Raw genomic sequence first — 25,987 nt, 5'->3', positions numbered from 1 at the left:
AGAGGCGTTACCTTTATACTACACACTGTTTGTTGATAAACCGCCCAATTCACACTACATGGGAAATTTAAGGTGAAGTTCTTAAAATATTTTTTCATCTTCGTTTTTGCTTGCATAATTTTGGGAGCAGCCTCGATATATGGTATGTATAAGTATGTTGAGCCTCAGTTACCCGATGTCGCGACATTAAAAGATGTTCGTTTACAAACCCCTATGCAGGTATTTAGTGCAGACGGAGAGTTGATCGCGCAATACGGCGAAAAACGTCGCTTACCGCTAACATTGGAGGAGATGCCTCCTCAACTGATTAATGCCTTTATTGCAACAGAAGATACACGTTTTCGTGAACACCACGGTATTGACCCTATTGGGATCTCGCGTGCTGTTGTAGTGGCATTAACATCAGGACAAGCCTCTCAAGGCGCGAGTACCATTACGCAACAATTAGCTCGAAATTTCTTTTTAACACCTGAAAAGAAATTAATGCGGAAAATAAAAGAAGCCTTTTTGGCGATCCGCATTGAGAAAGAGCTCACTAAAGATGAAATTTTAGCACTGTATTTAAATAAAATTTATCTAGGTAATCGAGCTTATGGTGTGGGTGCTGCGGCTTATGTGTATTTTGGTAAAAGTGTTCATGAGCTTAGCTTAAATGAAATGGCCGTGATTGCTGGTTTACCGAAAGCGCCATCTACGCTTAACCCACTGTATTCTTATGATCGTGCTTTAAAACGTCGTAATATCGTTTTACAGCGCATGTATGAAGAGAACTATATCACTCGTGCACAATATGAAAGTGCAAGAGCTGAGCCTATTGTTGCTAAATACCATGCACCGCAAATTGATTTCTCTGCACCTTATCTAACAGAAATGGTGAGAATGGAAATGTATGAGCGCTATGGTGAAAATGCTTATACCGATGGCTATAAAATTTACACTACCATTATTCGTAAAGATCAATTAGCAGCAGAAAAAGCCTTGCGTGACAATGTGATAGACTATGATATGCGCCATGGTTACCGTGGTGCTCAAGAAGTTCTGTGGCGTGAAGGGCAAACGCCATGGGATAACGAAGCTATCAACAAAAAATTAAAAGGGATCCAAACTTATGGTCCTTTAATTCCTGCTGTTGTGTTAGCCGCTGATGCGAAAGAAGCCAAAGTTATCTTAAAAACGGGCGAGAATATTACGCTAGATTTAAAAGCGGTGCGTTGGGCACGTAAATTTATTTCTGACACCTCGCAAGGCCCAACACCCACAAAAGTTGATGCCGTTGTACATGTGGGCGAGCAAATATGGGTACGTCAAAATAACGAAAATAATTGGGTATTAGCACAGCTTCCAGGAGTAAATGCGGCGTTTGTTGCATTAGATCCTATTAATGGTGGGATTATTGCGCTTGTTGGTGGTTTTGATTTTGAGATCAGTAAATTTAACCGAGTTTCTCAATCGTTACGCCAAGTTGGTTCAAATATTAAACCTTTCTTATATGCGGCAGCATTAGATAAAGGATTGACGTTATCGACGCTGCTTAATGATTTACCGATTAGCCGTTGGGATGCGGGCGCAGGTACCGATTGGCGTCCTAAAAACTCACCGCCAACTTATGCCGGTCCTATTCGTTTACGTCAAGGTTTAGGCCAGTCTAAAAATGTGGTGATGGTACGTGCAATGCGCGCAATGGGAGTGGATTATGCTGCTGATTATCTATTACGTTTTGGTTTCCCTAATCAAAATATCGATAGAACAGAATCTTTAGCATTAGGATCACCATCATTTACACCAATGCAAATGGTACGCGGTTTTGCTGTGATGGCGAATGGTGGATATTTAATTGAACCTTACTATATCCAACGTATTGAAAATGCAGAAGGTGAAGTGCTGTTTACTGCAGAGCCAAAAGTAGCATGCCCAGACTGTACAGATATACCGGTTATTTATGGTGATACCATGCGTTCTATCGCTCTATCTGATGACTATATGGAAAACGTTGCTCAATCTAATAAATCTCAGCCAGTAGTTGCTACGCCTGAAATTGAATTAGAACAAGCACCGTTAGCTGAGACTGTAAAAGAAAGCCCTTATGCGCCACACGTTATCAGTACACCACTGGCTTTCTTAATGCATGATGCATTAAGAACAAACCTAGTGGGTGAACCGGGATGGTCTGGTACAGGTTGGCGTGCAGTTCGTGATCTTAAACGTCAAGATATTGGTGGTAAGACAGGAACCACCAACAGTTCTAAAGATGCATGGTTTTCTGGATATGGTGCCAATATTGTTGCCACAGCTTGGATTGGTTTTGATGACAGTAGTCGTAGTTTAGGTCGAACTGCCGCTAGTGGTGGCGAAGCGGGGGCTAAAACAGCTCAACCTATTTGGAACGACTTTATGAAAGTGGCTCTAGATGGTGTACCTGTTAATATGATGCCAATGCCACAAGGTGTTGTGGCTGTTCAAATTGATAGAAAAACAGGGAAACTGGCGGGTGATGGTCCTTCAATGAAAGAATATTTTATTGAAGGTACTCAACCGACAGAAAGAGCAAAAAATGAAGTAGGAACACAGATTTTTGAGGATAATGGCGAATCTAACGAGTTATTCTAATTAATCGAAAATAAAAACCGGATGTTAAAGTCCGGTTTTTTATTATCTATTTATTTTGTAATAGATAGCGGTGAGCTAAGAAAAGAGCACTGACGCTACGAGCTTCTGTAAAATCGGGGTGATCGAGTAAGTCCATCATTTTTGCAATAGGCCAACGTATTTGGATCAGTGGCTCAGGCTCATCCCCTTTGAGTTGCTCTGGATAAAGATTATGCGCAATGACTATGTTCATTTTGCTAGAAAAGTAAGATGGCGCCATAGAAAGCTTTGCAATTTCTATTAATGAGTGGGCACCATAGCCAATTTCTTCTTTTAGTTCACGGTTGGCGGCTTGTAGGGCATTTTCACCAGGATCAATTGCGCCTTTGGGAAAACCAAAATCGTAATTTTCGATACCTACAGCGTATTCACGAATAAGGATAAGGTTGTCATCAATGATCGGAACAATCATCACTGCTTCACGGTTTGCTGGTTTCATGCGTTCATAAATGCGTTTTTCCCCGTTACTGAACTCCAGATTAACGGATTGGATCTGAAATAATCGAGAACGGGCGATGTTATCAATGTTTAATATATTGGGTTTTTTAAGTTCTTTCATAACAGCCCCTGGCAGAATAGAGATTAACCTGAATTTAACACATTAATGACAAAATAAATCTAACAATTAGATTTAGCTTTTAAGTGAAAATTGAGTACACTCCGCAACTAAACCTAGTTATTTATTGATTTTTTGAGAATATTATTATTTATTGATCCGCTATTTTACCTGAAGATCGCGTTGTTAGTGGATATAAAGTTGATAAAATAAATAAATGATAACGCGCCAAAAAGAATATAATCTATTGTATTTAAATAAAAAATAGAACAAAAGAATAGGAATTGCCTTATGTTAGGCAGGGTTTTAAATTTGTTATTGTTACTACGCAGCATCAGTATAAGTATGGGGAAAAAATGAGACTATCAGTCATTATATTGGCTATCTTGATGATAAGCCTATTTATAATGGCCGCCTTTCTATTCTTTAAAAGAAGGCGGCTTGATGGCTCACATCACCTACCCTCTCTCGCTAAACCTACTTATCGCAAGCTCACTTCTGATGACTATGGGCTTATTAGTGATTATTTATCTTATTTTGGCACCTCTGATTTCTCTTCTGGCTATTCATTACAAAACTTCCCCGAGATGCCGATTAAAGGTGAAGTCGTTACGACTTTAAGAAATATCGTCAATCGCTTTGCTGGCTCTAGTGAAGGATTAAATCATTGGCGTTATTATATTGATGCTGTAGAAATCCATATTCCCCCGCTACTTGTTCCTTATCTTCAGCAAGAAAACGTTCTCGATGTTGTTTGTACCCCTTCGATCCCCATCGTTGTTGGTGTGAATGGGCATTTCTTAAAAGATGAAAAAATTCATTTTTCTGCTTTAAGTTTAAAACAGCGCTCTGAACCTATATTGGCAAATGGTTCATCAACAATTCAAAAGAATGAAGGTGATGCGGCTCACTTATTACAAATCCGAGAAGAAACCAACGAAGAATATCGATTACATAACTCATCTGGTTTTTGGGATGGCTCTTTTATTTGTATAGGGTTCACGTTGTGTTTAACTGCTTTAATGATGCCCCAAGTTTTTCTTCCGTGGATCCTGGCGACTGGGGGGGCTTTTCTTGCTGTGGGTATTTTTTTGATCCACAACCCTCTGATCAAACCACGTAAACAAGAAATCCACTGTTTTAAAGGGCGCTTAAAGCGCTGGGGACTTTTTGGCAATTTTGATCATGGGCAGGTAAAGAATGTTTCTTTGGGGGGGATTGATCTTGTTTATCCGCCTCATTGGGAGCCTTATATTCAAAGCGATATTGATAAGGTGACTTATTTAGAAATGTATCCCAATCATCATGTTGTAAAGCAAGGAAACTACCTTTCATTGCATGATGAAGAAAAAAATTATCCATATAAACGCTATATTAAAAATATTATTTTCGTTTTCTGGAGCCTGTTTATTATTGGCATGTTGTATCTTTATCAACCACTGTCTCTTTCAATGAAACTCAGTTTTTCATGGCTTAAAGATACAGAACCTCATTTAGTCACCAATTTTACTGAGCTGGAAACAACTGATTTGCATGTCGGGGATATTATCCAAGCGAAAGGGGTTGGGATGTGCTACATGCCACCTAATTTATCAAGTAAGAATAATAAAACAATTTTTGCACCTTTTGATTGCTCAGGGATTTACTGGAATAACAGTAATCCAATGCCAATGCCTGAATCGAGCACGATAGAAAAAGCTGCCGCTTTATTACATATGGTCGAAGAGCAATTACATCCTGTTTCCAATAACCGAGTTAACCCAAGTTTAGGCCAAGCGATCACTAAATCAGGGATGAACCTGTTAGATAACTTTGATGGTATTGTGTTGAAAACACAGGATTTATGTCCACGAGAAAATGAATGTATTCGCCTGAAAATGGCACTAGTTAACTTAAGTAATGTCAATGATTGGGATGCATTGGTTCAACGAGCTGAAAGTGGTAAATTAACTGGAACTAATGTTTTATTACGTGCAGTGAGTGCTGAGGCCTTGGAAAAGCTTATCGACACCACCACATCTTCTTTTATCTACCGAGAAATAGATAAAGCCGCAATACTGTTAAACAGTCCGCCACCAGGTGGAGTGCTGTTAATCAGTGATGAAAGAAAACAGCTTGTTGATTACGCTTCAAGTTCAAACTCCGTGTTTGAACCTACTCCGTTAGAGCAGTGGCGAGAACTACAACGTTTATCCGATATTTTATTACATACACCTTTTGATACGGGTGGAGTAATAACGGGCATGGTTGTTGATGCGAATGGTACGTTACAGATATTTTTACATAGCCTGCCAGATTCGATGACGATGTTATATTACATCGGTAATACGTTATTATTGTTTATCGCTATTGGGTTCTTAATATTGAACCTATTTCTTATCATCCGGCGTCGGCGACAAAATAACCAACGCATGAATAAAATCAGTCTCTACTATGAGCACTGTTTTTATCGCCCTCCCCAGTAAGTCCCTTGTTGCGGAAGGCTATGTGTTTACACTATCGCCTTCATAAAGAAGTTGAAGTTAAGGAGAAAGGGATGAGTCAACCATCGCAAGAAAGTGGCGTCCGTTTAGATAAATGGCTTTGGGCCGCACGTTTTTATAAAACGCGTGCTATCGCTCGTACAATGATTGAAGGTGGCAAAGTTCACTACAATGGTGTGAGAGGTAAGCCAAGTAAAATCGTTGAAGAGGGCGCTGAAATACGCCTACGACAAGGTAATGATGAACGGACGGTAACCATTCTTATGGTAAGTTCACAGCGACAAGGTGCTACCCAAGCTCAAGCACTTTATTGTGAAACACCAGAGAGTATTGCTAAAAGAGAAAAAATGGCTCTGGCAAGAAAAATGAATGCGTTAACAATGCCTCATCCTGAGCGTCGCCCAGATAAAAAGGAAAGACGCACCTTACTTCGCTTCAAACAGACAAATTTACAAGAATCGGATTAACCGATTCCCTGAAATGAGAGAAAATCATGTCTAAAAAAGACTCTTTATCACGTTTTTTATTCGAAAAAAACGCGGTACGTGGTGAATTGGTCAATGTGACTGAAACCTATCAATCAATGCTTGAAAATCACCATTATCCTGAGCCAGTTCAACACCTTCTGGGTGATTTGCTGGTGGCAACCAGTTTGTTAACAGCTACGCTTAAATTTGAAGGTGATATTACAGTTCAAATACAAGGTGATGGTCCTGTGCGATTAGCTGTGATCAATGGAAATAACAATCAACAAATGCGTGGTGTTGCACGTATTGGGGATGATGTTAAAGCAGGTAGTAGCTTAAAAGAGATGATCGGGAATGGTTTTATGGTCATCACGGTGACGCCAGAAAAAGGTGAACGTTATCAAGGTATTGTTGCTCTTGATGGTGAAACTATTGAAGCATGTATTGATAACTACTTTAAGCAGTCAGAACAGTTACCTACACGAGTATTTATTCGTAGTGGTATGCAAGCGGGCAAGCCAGCTGCAGCGGGGATGTTATTACAAGTATTGCCTGCTTCAGAAGAGTTCACAGCAGAACATACAGCGGAACATTTTGAACTGCTCACACAGTTAACACACACCATCAAAGCTGAAGAGCTATTTACGCTAGAAACTAAAGAGATTTTACATCGTTTATATCACGAAGAAGATGTCACTCTTTATGATCCTCAACTTGTTGAATTTCATTGCACTTGTTCGCGTGAACGCTGTGAAAATACATTAGTAACATTGTCTAAAGAAGATGTAAAACACCTGTTGCAAGAACAGGGAAATATTGATATGGAATGCGAATATTGTGGAACACATTACATCTTCACTGAAAGTGATATTAATAATATCAATGCTTTAGATGATTCTGAATTACACTGATTCGATTTAGCAAGACTGTTTTATCAAAAGGACGCTATTTTGCGTCCTTTTTTATTCAATAATTTTTCTTTAGTTTTGTGCATTAGTTCTCGTTCTTAACATAAAAAAATTATAAATTTTCAAAATATTGATAACAATCGCTGTTAATTACTTGTAACACCTTAATATTATTCGTAGAAAGGTCTATTTATCAGGAGCGAAACTATGAGCGTTAAAGGTCTTACCCCTAAGGATCTCCAGCAGTACGGTATTAAGGACACAAGTGAAATCATTTATAACCCAAGCTATGAGCTGTTATTTGATGAAGAAACTAAACCAGAATTAACAGGTTATGAACGAGGTACACAAACCTCGTTAGGCGCCATTGCCGTTGATACAGGTATATTTACTGGACGTTCTCCGAAAGATAAATACATTGTTCGTGATGATGTTACTCGTGATACCGTATGGTGGGCTGATCAGGGGAAAGGTAAGAATGATAACAAGCCACTTTCACAAGAAGTGTGGGATGACTTAAAATCATTAGTAACCAACCAGCTATCAGGCAAACGTTTGTTTGTTGTCGATGCCTTTTGTGGTGCGAATGCGGATACACGTTTAAAAGTTCGTTTTATCACAGAAGTTGCTTGGCAAGCACATTTTGTTAAAAATATGTTTATTCGTCCTGAACAAGAAGAGCTGGAGAATTTCACACCAGATTTCATTGTGATGAACGGAGCGAAATGTACAAATCCAAATTGGAAGGCGCAAGGTCTGAATTCAGAAAACTTCGTTGCTTTCAATTTAACTGAACGCATTCAGTTAATTGGCGGTACTTGGTATGGTGGCGAGATGAAGAAAGGTATGTTCTCTATGATGAACTACTTCCTTCCTCTTAAAGGCATCGCTTCTATGCACTGTTCCGCAAACGTTGGCGAAAGTGGTGATGTTGCTATTTTCTTTGGTTTATCTGGTACTGGCAAAACAACACTTTCAACTGATCCTAAGCGTAAGCTGATTGGTGATGATGAACATGGTTGGGATGATGATGGCGTGTTTAACTTTGAAGGTGGATGTTATGCGAAAACTATCCATTTATCAAAAGAAGCTGAACCCGATATCTACGGTGCAATTAAACGTGATGCACTATTAGAAAATGTGGTTGTTTTAGCGGATGGCTCTGTTGATTTTGACGATGGTTCGAAAACAGAAAATACCCGCGTTTCTTACCCTATTTATCACATCGATAATATCGTTAAACCAATTTCCAAAGCTGGTCACGCTAAGAAAGTTATTTTCTTAACTGCGGATGCTTTTGGTGTGCTACCTCCTGTTTCACGTTTAACACCAGAACAGACGCAATACCACTTTTTATCAGGCTTCACCGCTAAACTTGCGGGGACCGAACGTGGTGTGACTGAGCCGACGCCAACATTCTCAGCTTGTTTTGGTGCGGCATTTTTATCACTGCACCCGACACAATATGCTGAAGTATTAGTAAAACGTATGCAAGCATCAGGTGCAAAAGCCTACTTGGTTAATACAGGTTGGAACGGAACGGGTAAGCGTATTTCGATTAAAGATACACGCGCTATCATTGATGCCATCTTAAATGGTGATATTGATAAAGCACCAACGAAAACATTACCCGTGTTTGATTTAGAGATCCCAACAGCATTACCAGGCGTTAACAGCGAAATCTTAGATCCTCGCGATACTTATGCGGATAAAACGCAATGGGATACTAAAGCAGATGATCTTGCCGATCGTTTTGTGAAAAACTTCGATAAATATACGGATACCCCTGCGGGTCAAGCGTTAACTAAAGTTGGGCCAAAACGTTAATTTTTATTAGTATGAATAAAAAACACCAATCTCATAGGATGTGATTTTGGTGTTTTTTTATTTGAGATCTCTTAGATAAAAAAATCCCTGAAATGCGAGTAGCTTTCAGGGAATAGAAAAATAAAGTGAAATAGATTATTAGAGAAAAAGTGACTTTAGAGGGTGGATAACCCAACTATGCTGTTACAGGAGGTAAATCAAACAGTAAAACTTCACTATCTTCATCACCAACGAAACGGATCATATCTTCATTAGCAATTGCTATTCCATCACTTGTGGTCGCAATAATGTCATTAATTGCTATCTTGCCTTTCACAACTTGTAGCCAAATATGACGACCTGTTTCGGCTTGATATTGTGCTTCTTCACCTTTTTTCAGGTTCCAGCGCCATAACGTCATATCTTGAAAGACTTTTAAAGAGCCATCACGAGCATCAGGCGATAAAATAAGCTGTTTGCTTGCTGTCGTATCAAAACGACGTTGATCGTAACGTGGTGTGATACCGACGGTATTTGGCATAATCCAAATTTGGTAAAAATGCAGTCCTTTATCACTATTTGGATTATATTCTGAGTGAGTAATGCCTGTACCTGCACTCATGATTTGAAACTCACCTGCGGGAACATTTTCTTTGTTACCCATGCTGTCTTTATGCTCAATATTACCTTCAAGCACATAGGTTAAAATTTCCATGTCTTTATGTGGGTGAGTACCGAAACCTTCACCGGGTATTACGCGATCTTCATTAATAACGCGTAGTGCAGAAAATCCCATAAAATCACGATCGTAATAATTTGCGAAAGAGAAGGTATGCCAACTATCTAGCCAACCATGATTAGCGTGTCCTCTTTCATTTGCTTTGCGTAGATAAATCATAATGTGTTTCCTTCTCTGAAGTTGTTGAACACAGTTTACTCAATAGCGCAAAGTAAAAAAGCGGAGGAATTTAACCTGAGGATCCAAATAATTTGAATAAGAGAAAATAAAAACATCGAATAAGTTTTAGAAAAGAAAAAGCCAGCACCCGGCTGGCTAAAGTAAAACACTGGAAGCAATGTGAGCAATGTCGTTCTTTCATATGACCCTGAAGGAGGTGCATCTGAAAGTGATGGTAATGATAATGGTTCTCAGTATCATTTGTAAAGCCTTTTTTTTAATCAAATTAGAAAAAAGAGCCAAAAAAGTCTTAACTCACTGATTAACGAGTTATTTTATTTTAATAATTTTTTAAAATAGTAATATAACCAAATAGTTAACAATATTCTTTATGGGGTCATTTATAGGAAAAAGAAGAGAAAATATGGCAAAAAACCAGAGAAAATGGAGGGGGATAAAGCATTTTGAGTCGCTACAGGGCAATACCAGAAGAAAAAGCCATCACTGATTAATGATGGCTAGTTTCCATTATATATGGCTTATAAGTTTATAGAATTACAAAACCAATATTTATAACTTTAGTATTTACACAATTATTATTACTCAACAAAAGTCGATTTTGATGTTGAGATAAGGCTCTGTGCACAGGCATAAGCTGAGCTCCATGCCCACTGAAAATTATATCCACCTAACCACCCCGTCACATCAACCACTTCTCCAATAAAATAGAGTCCTTTGACTTTTGTGGCTTCCATTGTTTTAGAGGAAAGGGCACGAGTATCTACGCCACCTAGAGTGACTTCTGCGGTGCGATATCCTTCAGTGCCATTAGGTTGAACTTGCCATTCTTGTAATAACGTTGCAATTTGCGTAATGCGTTCATTACTAAGTTGAGTCAGAGAAATATCAGGTAACTGTTTATTTTCTATCATTATTTCAATAAAACGCTTTGGTAATAAGCGAGAAAGCATATTTTTTAATAATTGATTTGGGTGCTCTTGACGTTTTTCTTGTAGAAGGCTTTCAAGGTCAATACTTGGAAGTAAGTTAATACTTACATACTCACCTGGTTGCCAATAACTAGAGATTTGCAAAATAGCAGGGCCTGAAAGACCACGATGCGTAAAAAGAATATTTTCTTTAAAATTCGTCCCATTTTTTGCTGTCACAATGGCCGGTACAGCTACGCCAGATAGTTGGCTTAATTGCTCAAGCTGGGGTTTATGTAATGTAAAAGGCACTAATCCGGCACGAGTGGGTAAAACAGGAAGGCCAAATTGTTCTGCGACTTTATAGCCAAAAGGAGTAGCACCTAAACCGGGCATAGAAAGCCCACCACTGGCAATGACTACTGAAGATGTTGTGATAGTTTTTCCATTAACAAAAACAATGAAGCCTACGTCAGTTTTCTCGATTTGCGTAACTTCACTACGTAAGCGAATACTTACTTTCCCTTTTTGACATTCAGTAAGTAATAAATCAACAATTTGTTGTGCTGAATCATCACAAAATAGCTGTCCTAACGTTTTCTCATGGTAGGCGATGTTATATTTTTGCACTAATTCAATAAAATCCCATTGTGTATAGCGAGCAAGCGCTGACTTACAGAAATGAGGATTCTCTGATAAATACGCTGAAGGTTCGATATACATATTGGTGAAATTACAACGTCCACCACCTGACATTAGAATTTTACGGCCTGCTTTTTTGCCATTATCGAGGACTAAAACAGATAGCCCCGCTTGCCCTGCTAAAGATGCACAAAAAAGCCCCGCGGCACCTGCACCTATAATTACTGTATCGTATGATCCCACAATGATGCCTCGTTCTTAGTTTTTACTGACTACTTAATCAATGATTTTCGCGTAAGATCAGCATGTTTTTGTAAAATTATATGGAGAAATCTGTATTTTTCACCTAAATTCGTATTAGCAAGGAAAAAATTTGTCAGAAATTTACTTTTTTTTTATTTTTATTAATTGGATGATATATAAGGAATTATCTTAAAAAGACTCTGATTTTGTTGGTTATCAAATCAAAAAAAGGTTAAATTTCGCTTCCACCGTTCGCATTTGTCGCTGATAATGCGCCGCGTTCATGTCCAACTAACTGGCTTAACGTCTATGCTACATTTGTTTACTGACCTAGAATTTCATACAGGTTTAATGTTGGTTTTAGCACTGATTTTTGTGCTATTTTATGAAGCTATTAACGGCTTCCATGATACCGCAAATGCGGTAGCAACTGTTATCTATACTCGTGCTATGCGTGCGCAATTTGCGGTCGTGATGGCGGGTGTATTTAACTTCCTTGGAGTTTTGCTCGGTGGTTTGAGCGTAGCTTATGCTATCGTTCACTTGTTACCGACAGATCTTCTGCTGAATGTGAGCTCAGGTCATGGCCTTGCTATGGTCTTCTCGTTGCTGTTAGCTGCCATTATCTGGAATTTAGGTACATGGTATTTTGGTATCCCAGCATCAAGTTCACATACGCTAATAGGTGCTATCATTGGTATTGGTTTAACAAATGCTATCGTGACAGATTCGTCTATCGTTGATGCGTTAAACATACCTAAAATGATCAGTATCTTCCTGTCACTCATTCTTTCTCCAATTATCGGCTTGATTATTGCAGGTGCGATGATTTTCTTACTGCGCCGTTACTGGAGTGGTACGAAAAAGCGTCGTCGTATTCACCTGACACCTGCCGAACGTGAGAAGCAAGATGGTAAGCGTAAACCGCCATTTTGGACCCGTACTGCACTGATTTTATCAGCAGTTGGGGTGAGTTTCTCTCATGGTGCAAATGATGGGCAGAAAGGTATCGGTCTTATCATGTTGGTATTAATTGGCGTAGCGCCTGCGGGCTTTGTCGTCAATATGAATGCGAGCGGATACGATATCACCAAAACTCATGATGCAGTTGTACACTTACAACAATATTATGAGAAACATCAGCCAGCGCTACAGCATGCTATTGATAATACACCAGTAGTACCAGCACAAACTGATGCTAGTGATACAGATTTTCATTGTAATAGCGCAAGAACGCCAATTGTTCTGAATCAAACAGAACAGATGATTGCAAATATTAGCTCTTATGACGAGCTAACAGCAGACCAGCGTGCTCAAATGCGTCGATTACTTATGTGTATCGCTGATACCGCAACAGAAGTGGCTAAATTACCAGAAACTAGCGCCCAAGATGCACGGTTCTTAAAAACATTGAGTCGTGACCTGCTAAACACGGTGGAATATGCTCCGATTTGGATCATTATCGCTGTGGCATTAGCGCTCTCTATCGGGACAATGGTAGGTTGGAAACGCGTTGCAGTAACTATTGGTGAGAAAATTGGTAAAAAAGGTATGACTTACGCACAAGGGGTTTCTGCTCAGGTAACAGCAGCAGTTTCCATTGGTGTAGCAAGTTATACGGGTATGCCTGTATCAACAACACAAGTTCTGTCATCTGCAGTTGCAGGTACGATGATTGTTGATGGTGGTGGTGTTCAAACTAAGACAGTGAAAAACATTGCACTGGCTTGGATCTTAACATTACCAGTTAGCATTGGTTTATCAGGTTTACTTTATTGGATATCACTGACATTTATTGTGAATAGCTAATAGCGGTAACTTACCTAAGTTTGTTTATAAACGGTGACTTTTAGTCACCGTTTTTTGTTTTTGTCTCTACCAGAAAAGCATCGCAATTAAACTTGCGATAGCCAAAATACAAAAACGACTAACAAGATAAAATTGCCGATAGATTCGCTCGCAACGCATAATAACTTCAGGATTATGATGATTGATGTATTGGCGTTGGTTGATATAGCGGATAAGCCGCAACTGTTTTGAAAATTGCCCATGCATAGTAAAAAATCCATTACCATCCACCGATTGGTAGAGCAAAGGATCGGATTGGCGCAGTATTGTGAGTAACACCCTAATAGATGAAAAATAACGCATCATATTGATCAGGCAAAGAATACATAGCGCCCAAAAGACAACAATGACATTAAACATAATCCCCTCCCTAGAATAATAGATTCTGAGATGAGAAAATCTTTACCAATAAAGGTTACTTTTTCTCTAATTTAAGTTTAGGTGAAATTAAGCAATAAACAAAAGTGACTTTTTCAAGTTGTTTCCTTTTTTAGAAAAAAAAATAAAAAATAACTCTAAAAGGGTGTTTTTGTTGTTTTTTCTACTCAATTCTCATTATTATGATGATATTATCGGTGAATGACATCGTGCTAATCTAAAATGGTGTATATTGTTATTCATCGATAGATGCTTTCTTGATGAATTTGACATAAGTTGTGATCAAGGCAACATCTAACTTTCATCTTAAAACGTTATATTTAATACATAGGATTTAGGCTTAACCGCCTTTCCAACCGATTAATCAGCTTATGGAAGGAGTTCACGATGGCTTATAAGCATATTCTAGTGGCAGTTGATTTATCCCCTGAGAGTAACGTCTTGGTACAGAAAGCTGTATCTATGGCAAAACCCTATAATGCCAAAGTTTCCTTAATTCACGTTGATGTTAACTACTCTGATCTTTATACCGGTCTTATTGATGTCAACCTCGGTGATATGCAACAACGTATTACTGATGAAACCCGTAACGCGTTAAAAAACCTTTCTGATCAATCGGGTTATGAAATTCAAGAAACCCTGAGCGGTAGCGGTGATTTAGGTCAAGTTTTGGTTGATGCGATTAAGAAATACGATATGGATTTAGTCGTTTGTGGTCATCACCAAGACTTCTGGAGCAAATTGATGTCATCGGCACGCCAATTAATTAATACTGTGCATGTTGATATGCTAATTGTTCCTCTGAAAGATGATGAATAATAATCGATTGCTTGTTTAAGCAAAAAAAATGCCTGCTTATGCAGGTATTTTTTTGCCTAAAATTCCTATTTTTCTTACAGTTAAACTGAGTCAATCTTTTTTTTTTGTCTAATTATGAAAAAAATGTCTTGAAGTGTGAATACATTTTAATGATATATTCAAGAAGCAAAACAATATCAACCTCACAAAAACCCAAAAATATTCTGAATAAATGAGGTTATATCATCATCACATTACACAAAAAAGGAATAGCTGAATGAATAGATCTGGCTCTTTATCTTCGTTTTTAGAAGGGGTAGAAAAATATAACGCTCATCAGCCTGAGTATCATCAGGCGGTTCGTGAAGTTTTTACCACTTTGTGGCCTTTTTTAGAGAAGAATCCACAATATCGTGAACAATCATTACTTGAGCGTTTAGTTGAGCCTGAACGTATTATTCAGTTTCGCGTCTGTTGGTTAGATGACAAAGGGCAAGTACAAGTTAACCGTGCATGGCGTATCCAATTTAACTCAGCCATTGGACCTTACAAAGGTGGTATGCGTTTCCATCCATCAGTCAATCTCTCCATCCTAAAATTCTTAGGTTTTGAGCAAACATTTAAAAATGCATTAACGACATTGCCGATGGGGGGCGCAAAAGGTGGCTCTGATTTTAATCCTAAAGGTAAAAGTCATGGGGAAGTGATGCGTTTTTGTCAGGCTTTAATGACTGAACTTTATCGCCATTTAGGGGCTAACACAGATGTTCCTGCTGGTGACATTGGTGTGGGTGCGCGAGAAGTCGGCTTTATGGCAGGCATGATGAAAAAACTGTCTAATAGCAATGAATGTGTATTTACAGGTAAAGGTCTTTCATTCGGGGGCAGTTTAATCCGCCCAGAAGCTACTGGGTACGGTTTAGTCTACTTTACTAATGCAATGCTTAAACGTCATGGTATGTCTCTTGAGGGAATGCGTGTGGCGGTTTCTGGTGCAGGTAATGTTGCACAGTTCACGATTGAAAAATGTTTAGAGTTAGGCGCTAAAGTCATAACAGCATCAGATTCAGCTGGTACTGTGGTTGATGAAGCTGGATTTACGACAGAAAAACTCGCACGACTCACTGAAATTAAAAATAATTACGGTCGTGTTGAAGAGTATGCCAAAGAATTTGGTTTAACCTATCTTGAAGGGCAACAACCTTGGGCTGTTCCTGTTGATATTGCTCTACCTTGTGCAACACAAAATGAATTAGATCTAGAGGCTGCAAAAGTCTTGATCAACAATGGCGTTAAAGCCGTTGCGGAAGGTGCGAATATGCCAACAACGATTGCAGCAACAGATGCCTTTATTGAAGCGGGTGTCCTTTTTGCACCAGGAAAAGCCGCTAATGCCGGTGGTGTTGCAACCTCTGGTTTAGAGATGGCGCAAAATGCGGCACGTTTAAGCTGGAAAGCTGAGAAAGTGGATGCTCGCTTACATCACATCATGTTAGATATTCACCATGCTTGTGTGAATTATGGTGGTGAAGGTAAGCAGACTAATTATATTCAAGGCGCGAACATTGCAGGTTTTGTTAAAGTCGCTGATGCAATGCTGGCGCAAGGCGTACTGTAAAATTTATTAATTCTGAACGGGTGTTTAACACCCGTCAGCTCCCCGACGAACCATCCTTAGTTTACCTATCTTATCTTTATCTCATTTTTCATCTGCTATCCTTAAAAAAGAGGCACTTTATAAAGTGATTATTTTTGTGGGAGGTATTTATGGCTATGCAGATAGATTTTACTTTACCAAATAAAGTCGCTGTTATTACGGGGGGAGCAGCAGGAATTGGGTTATCTATTGCGAAAATGTTTATTGAGAAAGGAGCAAAAGTTGCGCTATTAGATAGATCAGAGCAAGTGGAACAGGTTGCTCAGCAATTAAATAGTGCAGTAGGTATTCAATGTGATATCTCAAGCGAAGACTCGGTAAAAAAAGCTGTACATTCTGTATTAGAAGAATTTGATCGTATTGATATTTTAGTTAATTGTGCAGGCATTGTAGCATTAGCACCCGCGGAGTCTCTCTCGCTTGAAGATTGGAATAAAACGCTATCAGTGAATCTAACGGGGACTTTTTTGTTATGCCAAGAAGTTGGGCGACACATGTTACAGCGAGGACAAGGTAAGATAATCAATCTTGCTTCTCAAGCGGGGGTGATAGCACTGCCCGAGCATATCGCCTATTGTGCTACCAAAGCGGGCGTTATCGGTATGACACAAGTTCTTGCATTAGAATGGGCATCTAAAGGCTTACAAATCAATGCGATATCACCCACAATTGTGATGACCGATTTAGGTAAAAAAGCTTGGGAAGGTGAGAAAGGTGAAAAGATGAAAGCTCAAATTCCAGCCCAACGCTTTGCAGAACCTGAAGAGATTGCCGCTGCTGCTGTTTTTTTAGCAAGTAATGCTTCAGATATGATAAATGGTCATAATCTTGTTATTGATGGTGGGTATAGTATTCAATAATCAGAAATTAGAAGAAAAGCGGTGGTGGTGTAATAAAGGGGCTCTATAGCCCCTTTATTATAAAAGGATAACTTTAAATACAAGGATAAATATCAAAACGGTGATTTTTGGTTGTTACATTGGCATGTGCAGCCTGATTATTTAAGGGTTCTGCGTAGTCGGGTCTTTTTACAACGACACGTTTTTTCGCCAAAGTCATTGCGGGTTCTAATAGCGCATCTGCATCTTCATCAGCACCAACTAAAGACTGAAATACTCGCATCTCTTTTTTTACTAATGCACTTTTCGCCTTATGGGGATACATAGGATCAAGATAGACAACATCAGGAGGAGGTGTGATCTCAGTGAGTGCTTGAGCCGAAGAGGCATGAATTAATGTCATTCTCTCTTGCATCCATTCACCAATATCAGCATCACGATAAGCTCGTTTTAGGCCATCTTCAAGTAATGCAGCAACGACAGGGTGACGCTCTACCATTCTGACTTTGCAACCAATAGATGCTAATACAAATGCATCTCGACCAAGTCCGGCTGTCGCATCAACAACATCAGGCAGATAGTCTTTTTTGATCCCAACCGCTTTTGCTACCGCCTCACCTCGACCTCCGCCAAATTTACGACGATGCGCCATGGTGCCTTCTACGAAATCCACATAGATGCCACCTAATTTAGGTTCATCTTGTTTGCGTAATTCAAGGTGGGTCGATGTTAATACTAAAGCCATGATTTGCGTTTCGTCGTGCACGAGTCCCCAACGTTGCGCTAAATCAGATAAGGCGCTGTTATCAGCGCCTTCTTCACAAAGTAAACAGATATTCACATATCATCCTTTAATGCCGTAGCCTTTGAGCATAGCATCAAGTTTCGGTTCACGACCACGGAAGCGCTTGAATAGCTCCATTGGTTCTTCTGAACCACCACGAGTTAAAATATTATCAAGGAATGATTGACCCGTTTCGCGGTTAAAAATGCCTTCTTCGGAGAAGCGAGAGAAGGCATCAGCTGCCAGTACATCAGCCCATAAATAGCTGTAATAACCGGCAGCATACCCACCGGCAAAGATATGGCTAAAGGCATGAGGAAACCGCGCCCAAGGTGTTGAAGGAACAACGGAAACTTGTTCTTTCACACGGTTTAAGGTTTCCATTACACAAGCCCCTTTTGCTGGATCATATTCTGCATGTAAACGGAAATCAAACAAACCAAATTCTAGTTGGCGTAACACAAACATTGCAGACTGATAATTTTTTGCTTTAAGCATATTATCAAGCATTGCCTGTGGTAATGGTTCGCCAGTTTCATAATGACCAGAAATAAAGGCTAATGCTTCTGGCTCCCAGCACCAGTTTTCCATAAATTGGCTTGGTAATTCAACAGCATCCCATGGTACACCGTTAATACCTGCAACATCGGCAGTATCAATTTGCGTTAACATATGATGTAAGCCATGACCAAACTCATGGAACAGTGTGGTGACTTCATTATGAGTAAACAGTGCTGGTTTATCACCTACAGGCTTATTGAAGTTACAGGTGAGATAAGCAACAGGGTTTTGTAGCTTGCCATCGGCATGACGCATTCTTCCTATGCAATCATCCATCCAAGCACCACCACGTTTGTGTTCACGTGCATACAAATCAAGATAGAAGCTACCGCGCAAGGTGTTACTGTCATCGTAAAGCTCAAAGAAACGAACATCATCATGCCAAGTGTCGATATCGTTACGCTCTTTGGCTGTTAAACCATAGATACGATGAACAACTTCAAATAAACCACTTAAAGCACGCTGTTCAGGGAAGTAAGGACGTAATTGCTCATCATCGATTGAGAACAGGTGTTGTTTCTGTTTTTCGCTGTAGTAAGCCAGATCCCAAGATTCTAATTTATCAATGCCATAATGCTCTTTTGCAAATTGAGTTAACTCCGCTAACTCTTCTTTACCTTGTGGGTGAGCGCGTTGTGCTAAGTCAGTTAAAAAACTAAGAACTTGCTCTGGAGACTCAGCCATTTTAGTAGCAAGTGATTTTTCAGCATAATTTTTAAAACCAAGCAGTTGGGCGAGTTCGTGACGTAATGCGAGGATCTCCGCCATTATTTCACTGTTATCCCACTGGCCTGCATTGGGGCCTTGATCTGATGCGCGCGTGCTATAAGCGATGCTCATCTCTTTTCTAAGTTCACGATTATCCGCATAGGTCATAACAGGGAGATAGCTAGGCATATCAAGTGTTAACAGATAGCCGTCTTGTTCTTTTGCTTGTGCGATAGCTTTTGCGGCATCAATAGCACTTTGAGGCATACCCGATAAATCTTCTACATCAGTAATTAATTTAGACCAACCCATCGTTGCGTCTAATACGTTATTTCCATATTTAGCGCTTAACTCAGACATACGCGCGCTAATTTCACCAAAACGCTGTTGTTTCTCTTTTGGTAAACCGATACCTGATAATTCAAAGTCACGTAATGCGTTTTCAATCGCTTTTTTCTGTGGTTGAGTTAACGCATTAAAATCAGCACTTTCTTTAATTGATTTATAAGCTTGATATAAGCCTTCATGTTGTCCCATCCATGTACTAAATTCAGATAGCAACGGCAAACTTTGTTCATACACTTCACGCAGTTCAGCACAGTTTTTAACAGAATTTAAATGGCTAACGGGGGACCAAACACGAGAAAGTTTATCGCCTGCTTCTGCTAAGGGTTGGCAAAGGTTATTCCAATTAAATTGAGTATTTTCAGCTAGTAATCTTTCAACTGTTTCGCGGTAATTTGTTAACACTTCTTTTAATGCAGGAACAACATGTTCTGGTTTGATCTGGGAAAATGCAGGTAATCCCGTTGTGCTAAGTAATGGATTTGACATAAAAAACATCCTGTATTTGGGTTTGCAGTGACGTAAAACACACCACTGAGTTTATTCGTTATAGATAGTAAGATGAGGATGAAACTGTATAAGTTCAATAGTATCGCGGTAATTATCCGAGGTTTTACTCAAAAACGGGATTATTTTATTTGAAAGGGGTTTTATTGATTTGATGCACTTGGGATTAAAAATAATTCAGCGTATAATCATCCTGTTATTTCCTTTTGACCTATTTAAAAATGGAAGATCATCGTCCCCGGTGGGGCGGCTGGACTTCAAATCCAGATGGGGCCGCCAGCGGTCCTTGGCAGGTTCGACTCCTGTGATCTTCCGCCACTTAAGTTCAATACAACTCTACGTAAGTCAATTAAATCCTTTAAATTCAAAATATAAAAGTAATTCATAGTCAACTCGGTTCAACTGGAGTTACCTCACATCAACCTCCAGCTGGGGGTGTTAATCGGGGGTGCATTTATGTATGGTATATCTTGCACCCCCAAATTCTCATTTTCTTTGTAACAGATAGGGCTTACGGAGGTTTTATTATGGCTCTGAGTGATATAAAAATTAAAACGTCAAAGCCGCTAGATAAGCCCTACAAACTTTCTGATTCAGGTGGGTTATATCTGATCGTTAATAGCAATGGTTCTAAATATTGGAGAATGAAGTACCGCTTTGCAGGTAAAGAAAAAATGCTTTCTATAGGTGTTTACCCGCAAGTGACATTAGCAGAAGCAAGAAACCAGCGTGATGATGCGAAAAAATTGTTAGCTCAAAATAAAGATCCTAGTGAGCAAAAGCAATTAGCACGATTAGAAAAGCACTTAGCTTCTGAAAGTACCTTTGAAGCAGTAGCTCGTGAATGGCACACTTCTAAAGCGGATCGCTGGTCACTGCGTTATCGTGATGAAATTATTGATACTTTTGAAAAGGATATCTTTCCTTATATCGGTAAGCGTCCGATAGCAGAGATTAAGCCCCTAGAATTACTTGAAGCTCTGCGTAAGATGGAGAAACGCGGAGCTTTAGAGAAGATGCGTAAAGTTCGTCAGCGTTGCGGTGAGGTCTTTCGCTATGCAATTATTACTGGCCGAGCGGAATATAACCCAGCTCCTGATCTGGCAACAGCATTAACCCCACCGAAGAAACAACATTTCCCATTCTTAACCGCTGAAGAGTTACCATATTTCCTGAAAGATTTAGCAAGTTATACAGGTAGCGTGATCACTAAAACAGCGACTAAAATTATTTTGCTAACCGCAGTCAGAACACAGGAGCTACGTTTTGCTCGTTGGCAGGATATTGATTTAGAAAAAGGGATTTGGGAGATACCTGCTGAAGTAATGAAAATGAAGCGACCTCATGTTGTGCCATTATCAAAACAAGTGATCGAGCTGTTTAATTCACTCAAACCACTGTCAGGGCATTATGAACTTGTCTTTATAGGCCGTAATGACCACAGGAAGCCGATCAGTAAGGAAAGTGTAAACCAGGTTATTGAGTTGCTTGGATATAAAGGTAGGCTGACAGGACATGGCTTTCGCCACACGATGAGCACGATATTGCATGAGAAAGGATATAACTCGGCATGGATTGAAACTCAGCTCGCGCATATCGATAAGAACGCGATCCGTGGTACGTATAATCATGCTCAGTATATGGATGGGCGCAGAAAAATGATGCAGTGGTATGCGGATTACATGGATGAGTTGGAGACGAGCTTGGATAATGTGGTGAGTGTAAAATTTAAATAACAAAATAGCCTTCTTTACGTCTAGACGTAAAGAAGGTTATTATGCTGATTATTTTTTTATACATTTAAGCGATAGTTGGGTCTACACGTAGTGTATATGGTAAGAACACAGAATGGTTGGACGAACCGGGGTTTGAGGTAGTAACCCACTACACATTCACTCACCAAACCGGACTGTTGATTATCCGGCTAGCTGAGGAGTGAAAAGAGAAGTAAGACCAAATAATTGTTTAAACCATTATTTCGTAAAGAGTATCCGGTGGAGCTTGATACTCTTCAAAATCGGCATGGATAATCTTTCTCATTTCAGATAATTTTATTCTTTTTACTTTTTCTATTTGGTTACATTCTGTCAACGCAATAACCATTTTTTGTATGTTTGTTACTATGAAAATATCATTCAGCACATCAAGGAGAATATTAAGACGCTCTTTCGCCCCACAGGGAAAACCTATTTCAGCTTCAGGAGCATAATCAAGATAATCAATCAAATAAGTTGCATTTGGATAATCTGTTCTATCACTTATTAAAAATATATAAGAATCTTTTGATGGTAAAAACTCATCAGGAAAGTTATATAGCTCGTCCTTAGAGATATTTGTTATCCCTATATTTTGACTTTCAATATAACGTTTCAAATTATCACTAGCTTTTTTGTTCAATGGTGGTTCAATATAACCACATATATCGTTAGACATAATTAATCTCTCATTTTTCCTTAACCCAACCTCCAACAGCATTACCATTATTATCAATCTCTCGATAATACTTACCTATTGGTTGCCCTTTAGAGTTATATTCAACTTTATGCTCATGTGGAGGAACTTTACCATTAGCATCATAACCTAAAGCACCATGAGTTCGTTGTTGCCCATAATCCTCTCTAGAGAACATATTCCCTCTTGAGTCATAATAGGTAACACTCTTAGTTCCATCAGCACGAGAAACTTCATAAACTGAATTTGGCATAGAGGTTTTTGGTGCTTTTCCAGAAGATACTACAATATGTTCAGTAACAACTTGGTTAGTAGCTGGATTAATTATGGGTATTTTATCATCCGCTAATAAATTTCCATCAAACTTACCATTGCCTCTTTCAACACTAGTTACTGTACCCGTATTTTCCGGACTATACACACCATCTTTATCTATAGAACCTACATTATTTCCTTTCAGCGTTGTCACATTTGGTTTTGCAACATCTTTCCCAGATTCTAATCTAGGAACTAATTGCCCACTTTTCGCAAAAGCTAAATATGCCTTCGCAGCCACAAATTGTAATGCTTTCGCTTCTGTTGTTGGAGGCGTGCCACTTAATATTTCAGCCGCTTTTTCTGGGGTCATTTGCTCATTAGACCAAAATACATCTAATGGAACACCGACCATACTCCCCCAAGCTTCTAGGAATCCTCGCGCAGGGTCTTGCCCTTCAGGATGATCGCCTTTCACAAAATCATTGAGCGCAGCATTAATATCTTGAATGTCGTAACCATTCTTATCCAAATGCTCAGCAAGTGTGAATGCAGATTGCCCGTAATTCGCACCATTAGTGCCAAATATAACTTCGGCACTCATGAGGTTATTCTCAACCGCATTTTTCCCTGTCTGTGCGGCGGTGACAGCGCCTTCTATATTACCTGTGGAGATACCGCCTGCAAGCCCTGCGGCTAGTTGACTCAAAGCACTGACTTGCTGTTTTTCGCTTTCAGTCAGTTCACTGATATCTTTATTAGGGAAAAGCTCTTTGGCGATAACCCTTGCGGCTAATTCACCACCGCCTGCACCTAAACCGCCCGCCACAGCGGATTGATTATTCAACTCAGCGGTGACAGCACCTAAAATCGTATGGGCTAATGCATTCGCGGCGACATTCACTTCACCATTGACGGTAGTCAGTTCCTTGATTTTAGTGGCGAGATAAGGTGATGCGCCGCTGGCTAATGCACCTGACAGGTTATTGCCCGATAATGCCGTTAATGCACCAGTGACGGCTTGGGCGGCTTTTTGTAAATCACTGCCAGTGCCAAAGCGCTCCATCGCATGGTTGTATTCTTTGGTTTCACGCAGTTCACTCACACTTAAGTTGGGATGTTTCGCTTGAGCTTCTTTTAAGCCCGCGATATCCCCTTGCGTGCGAATAATATCCATCGCCTGATTGCCAATTTCACCTATCAATTGCGCTTGTTTTAATCGATTTTGTTCTTTTTCTTTATCGAATATTGGGTTGATGCTGCCGTCATTGGCATGTTCGGTGTCGCGGCTTAATTGCGTAATATCCTGTTTTTGGTTATCTGTATCACGAATTAACCATTTCCCCTCAGAGACGGCAGCGTGGGTAGTGCCTTCAGCCTGTCCGCTGTTGTTGGCGTTTGATAATAATCCGCCGGCGGCATTGGTGAGGAGCTGTTCACCGACAGGACCACCGGTGCTGATAGTCCCCCCGGAATGTGACGCTTCAAATTCCGCGTTATTGTGAATATCTTTCCAGCCTAACGTCTCCGTTTCAAGGTGATTGTTGCCTTTGTCGGCGGTAGAAGCAATCACCGCACCATCAAGCTGAGTATGGTCTTTGACGTTGACATCAAAACCACCTTTGCCGGCAAAAATACCGGTTTGTTCTTTCACACTGTCGTAGTTACTGTGTATCTTGTCTTTGCTGGCACTGATATTGATGTTTGGCGTGCCACCTATCGTGTAACCGCCACCGACGCTGACTTCTTGCTGTTTGGCCTCATAGCGGTCACTGTCTTGCTCACTTTGGAGGGTGAGATCACGACCGACATTGACGGTGACTTGTTCGCCACTGACTTGTGTGCCTTTGAGGGTGGCATCTTGCCCACTGTTTAAGGTGAGTTTATTACCTGCATCCAGTGTGGTTTCAGTGTGGGTGAGGGCATTGCCTTTTTCATGGCCTTTGCCTTGGTTGACGGAGGCGGAGACATTGACCCCGTAGCCACCAGCACCCACGCCTACGCCAACGCCGACACTGCTACCTTTGCTGTTGTTTTGGCTGGTGGTTTGCTCGGTATTTTGGGCAGAAACAAGGTTGATATCTTGCATGGCAGACAGTGATAAGTCTTTGCCGGCTTTGAGCTCACTGCCGGCGACAGTGATGTTGCCACTGTCTGGGTTGCTGTCTTTATTTTTACCCGTTGCGGTAATCGACAGATTTTGTCCGGCATTTAAGGTACTGCCTTGGGATTGACGGCTGTCGGTGTGGGTTTCGCTTTTCGACGATTGACTGCCATAAGACACACTGACACCAACTGTATTGGTGGCGCCTTTTTGATAGTTTTCATCGCCCGGTTTGAGGTTGTTGGCAAGGTTGTGTGCATTGGCTGCATCGGTTTTCAGCCCATCTAACTCAATCGCTTGCTGAGCTTGGACACCTGATAATACTGCCTTGGTGTTTTGCAGGGCACTTAAACGGCCGTCACTTTCTTTGCGAGCTTGTTGTGCAGTGTTGACGGCGGTATTGAGAGCGCCGCCTGCACTGCCAGAGAGTGCAACACCGAACCCACTTTGCTTGGTTTCAAAGGTTTCAGTGCGAGTCCGTTTATCATAGCCCGGGTCAATCTGTACGCTGTCACCACTGAGGGTTAAGTCTTTTTGAGCAATCAGGTCAGCGCCGCCCACATGCAGTTTGTTACCTGCGGTGATATTGACATTACCTTGTGTGCTGCCAATGGTACTGACACTTTGGCTTTGGGTGGTGCCTTTTTCATCCACTTCATGGCGGGAGGATTGTTTACCCACACTAAAGCCAATGCCACCGCTACTCATTAGACCGCTTTTTTTCTTCTCTTCGAGGAGATAATGCGAGTCGGTCTCGGTCGCAGCGGTGATATCGACATTGTTACCAGCGGTTAAGCTTACATCGTTTTCTGCGACCACCGAAGAGCCTGTAACTTGAATATCTTTACCCGCTTGAATATTGACTTGCTCTCCACTGACGACGCTACCTTGCTCACGTGTCACATGATCATTTTGGAGAGTATGAGTCTGACTAGAACTTAAAAATCCTTTACTCTTTGAATGTTCTTCTAAAAACTCCGTATGGGTTTCTGTCGCGGTATTGAGATTAATATTTTGTGTGGCGCTTAAATCAACAGCCCCTTTTTCACTGTGTAAAGTGCTACCTGTTAAATTGATATCACCCTCACGGGCGGTAATTTCAACACCTTGCTGTCCGCTAAAGGTGCTTCCAACCACGTTTTCTTGGGCGGTATCCACAAGACGACTGTAACTT

18 protein-coding genes and 1 tRNA gene are annotated in these 25,987 nt (G+C 40.3%); 11 read left to right on the top strand and 8 right to left on the bottom strand.

Annotated elements, in window-relative coordinates:
- Positions 1-72: 72 nt before the first annotated feature.
- Positions 73-2,607 carry a peptidoglycan glycosyltransferase/peptidoglycan DD-transpeptidase MrcA gene (mrcA, locus tag DK861_RS05240; RefSeq protein WP_109399438.1) on the top strand — a complete coding sequence of 845 codons (2,535 nt, stop codon included), beginning with the start codon at positions 73-75 and terminating at the stop codon, positions 2,605-2,607.
- Positions 2,608-2,653: 46 nt separating this feature from the next.
- Here mrcA and nudE read toward each other — a convergent pair whose 3' ends face one another.
- Entirely contained in the window at positions 2,654-3,205 is a 552-nt protein-coding gene (gene nudE / locus DK861_RS05235; RefSeq protein ID WP_109399437.1) for an ADP compounds hydrolase NudE, read from the bottom strand.
- A gap of 353 nt (positions 3,206-3,558) precedes the next feature.
- Here nudE and umoB point away from each other — a divergent pair, with 353 nt between their 5' ends.
- The 4 genes from umoB to pckA all read left to right on the top strand — a co-directional run bounded on the left by umoB (position 3,559) and on the right by pckA (position 8,887).
- Positions 3,559-5,667, top strand: coding sequence for a flagellar biogenesis regulator UmoB (gene umoB, locus DK861_RS05230; RefSeq protein WP_109399436.1), 2,109 nt, complete (start codon positions 3,559-3,561; stop codon positions 5,665-5,667).
- Between the two features lie 71 nt (positions 5,668-5,738).
- Positions 5,739-6,152, top strand: a complete 414-nt coding sequence (gene hslR, locus DK861_RS05225; protein ID WP_072065031.1) for a ribosome-associated heat shock protein Hsp15 — start codon at positions 5,739-5,741, stop codon at positions 6,150-6,152.
- Positions 6,153-6,178: 26 nt separating this feature from the next.
- Positions 6,179-7,063, top strand: coding sequence for an Hsp33 family molecular chaperone HslO (gene hslO, locus DK861_RS05220; protein ID WP_109399435.1), 885 nt, complete (start codon positions 6,179-6,181; stop codon positions 7,061-7,063).
- Positions 7,064-7,267: 204 nt separating this feature from the next.
- On the top strand, positions 7,268-8,887 hold the full coding sequence (gene pckA / locus DK861_RS05215; protein ID WP_109399434.1) for a phosphoenolpyruvate carboxykinase (ATP): 1,620 nt from the start codon (positions 7,268-7,270) through the stop codon (positions 8,885-8,887).
- Positions 8,888-9,062: 175 nt separating this feature from the next.
- Here pckA and DK861_RS05210 read toward each other — a convergent pair whose 3' ends face one another.
- Both DK861_RS05210 and DK861_RS05200 read right to left on the bottom strand, forming a co-directional pair.
- Positions 9,063-9,764 (bottom strand): pirin family protein, encoded by a 702-nt coding sequence (locus DK861_RS05210; protein ID WP_109399433.1) that lies wholly within the window; start codon positions 9,762-9,764, stop codon positions 9,063-9,065.
- Between the two features lie 599 nt (positions 9,765-10,363).
- A complete protein-coding gene (locus tag DK861_RS05200) occupies positions 10,364-11,578 on the bottom strand; it encodes an NAD(P)/FAD-dependent oxidoreductase (protein WP_109399432.1) in 1,215 nt (404 codons plus the stop codon).
- Between the two features lie 309 nt (positions 11,579-11,887).
- Here DK861_RS05200 and pitA point away from each other — a divergent pair, with 309 nt between their 5' ends.
- Entirely contained in the window at positions 11,888-13,387 is a 1,500-nt protein-coding gene (gene pitA, locus DK861_RS05195) for an inorganic phosphate transporter PitA (protein ID WP_109399431.1), read from the top strand.
- 66 nt (positions 13,388-13,453) lie between these two features.
- Here the strand turns inward: pitA and uspB are convergent, their stop codons facing one another.
- A complete protein-coding gene (gene uspB, locus DK861_RS05190; protein ID WP_109399430.1) occupies positions 13,454-13,786 on the bottom strand; it encodes a universal stress protein UspB in 333 nt (110 codons plus the stop codon).
- Positions 13,787-14,191: 405 nt separating this feature from the next.
- Here uspB and uspA point away from each other — a divergent pair, with 405 nt between their 5' ends.
- The 3 genes from uspA to DK861_RS05175 all read left to right on the top strand — a co-directional run bounded on the left by uspA (position 14,192) and on the right by DK861_RS05175 (position 17,119).
- A complete protein-coding gene (uspA, locus tag DK861_RS05185) occupies positions 14,192-14,623 on the top strand; it encodes a universal stress protein UspA (RefSeq protein ID WP_072065023.1) in 432 nt (143 codons plus the stop codon).
- 256 nt (positions 14,624-14,879) lie between these two features.
- Positions 14,880-16,220, top strand: a complete 1,341-nt coding sequence (gene gdhA / locus DK861_RS05180) for an NADP-specific glutamate dehydrogenase (protein WP_109399429.1) — start codon at positions 14,880-14,882, stop codon at positions 16,218-16,220.
- A 149-nt stretch (positions 16,221-16,369) separates the two neighbouring features.
- A complete protein-coding gene (locus DK861_RS05175; protein ID WP_109399428.1) occupies positions 16,370-17,119 on the top strand; it encodes an SDR family oxidoreductase in 750 nt (249 codons plus the stop codon).
- 73 nt (positions 17,120-17,192) lie between these two features.
- Here the strand turns inward: DK861_RS05175 and rsmJ are convergent, their stop codons facing one another.
- Both rsmJ and prlC read right to left on the bottom strand, forming a co-directional pair.
- Positions 17,193-17,939, bottom strand: coding sequence for a 16S rRNA (guanine(1516)-N(2))-methyltransferase RsmJ (gene rsmJ, locus DK861_RS05170; protein WP_006534419.1), 747 nt, complete (start codon positions 17,937-17,939; stop codon positions 17,193-17,195).
- A 3-nt stretch (positions 17,940-17,942) separates the two neighbouring features.
- A complete protein-coding gene (prlC, locus tag DK861_RS05165; protein WP_109399427.1) occupies positions 17,943-19,985 on the bottom strand; it encodes an oligopeptidase A in 2,043 nt (680 codons plus the stop codon).
- Positions 19,986-20,226: 241 nt separating this feature from the next.
- Between prlC and DK861_RS05160 the strand changes: the two genes are divergently transcribed.
- A tRNA-Sec gene (locus DK861_RS05160) sits at positions 20,227-20,321 on the top strand.
- Between the two features lie 209 nt (positions 20,322-20,530).
- Positions 20,531-21,739: an integrase arm-type DNA-binding domain-containing protein gene (locus DK861_RS05155; protein ID WP_109399426.1), complete on the top strand. Its 1,209-nt coding sequence runs from the start codon at positions 20,531-20,533 to the stop codon at positions 21,737-21,739.
- Positions 21,740-21,968: 229 nt separating this feature from the next.
- Here DK861_RS05155 and DK861_RS05150 read toward each other — a convergent pair whose 3' ends face one another.
- On the bottom strand, positions 21,969-22,436 hold the full coding sequence (locus tag DK861_RS05150) for a hypothetical protein (RefSeq protein WP_109399425.1): 468 nt from the start codon (positions 22,434-22,436) through the stop codon (positions 21,969-21,971).
- A 10-nt stretch (positions 22,437-22,446) separates the two neighbouring features.
- Positions 22,447-25,987: hemagglutinin repeat-containing protein (locus DK861_RS05145; protein ID WP_204101249.1), on the bottom strand; the 3,541-nt coding region annotated here is incomplete at its 5' end.

This window comes from Proteus sp. TJ1640 (assembly GCF_003144445.1).
Lineage (GTDB): Bacteria > Pseudomonadota > Gammaproteobacteria > Enterobacterales > Enterobacteriaceae > Proteus > Proteus penneri.
This window is presented reverse-complemented; position numbering and strand designations above follow the sequence as displayed.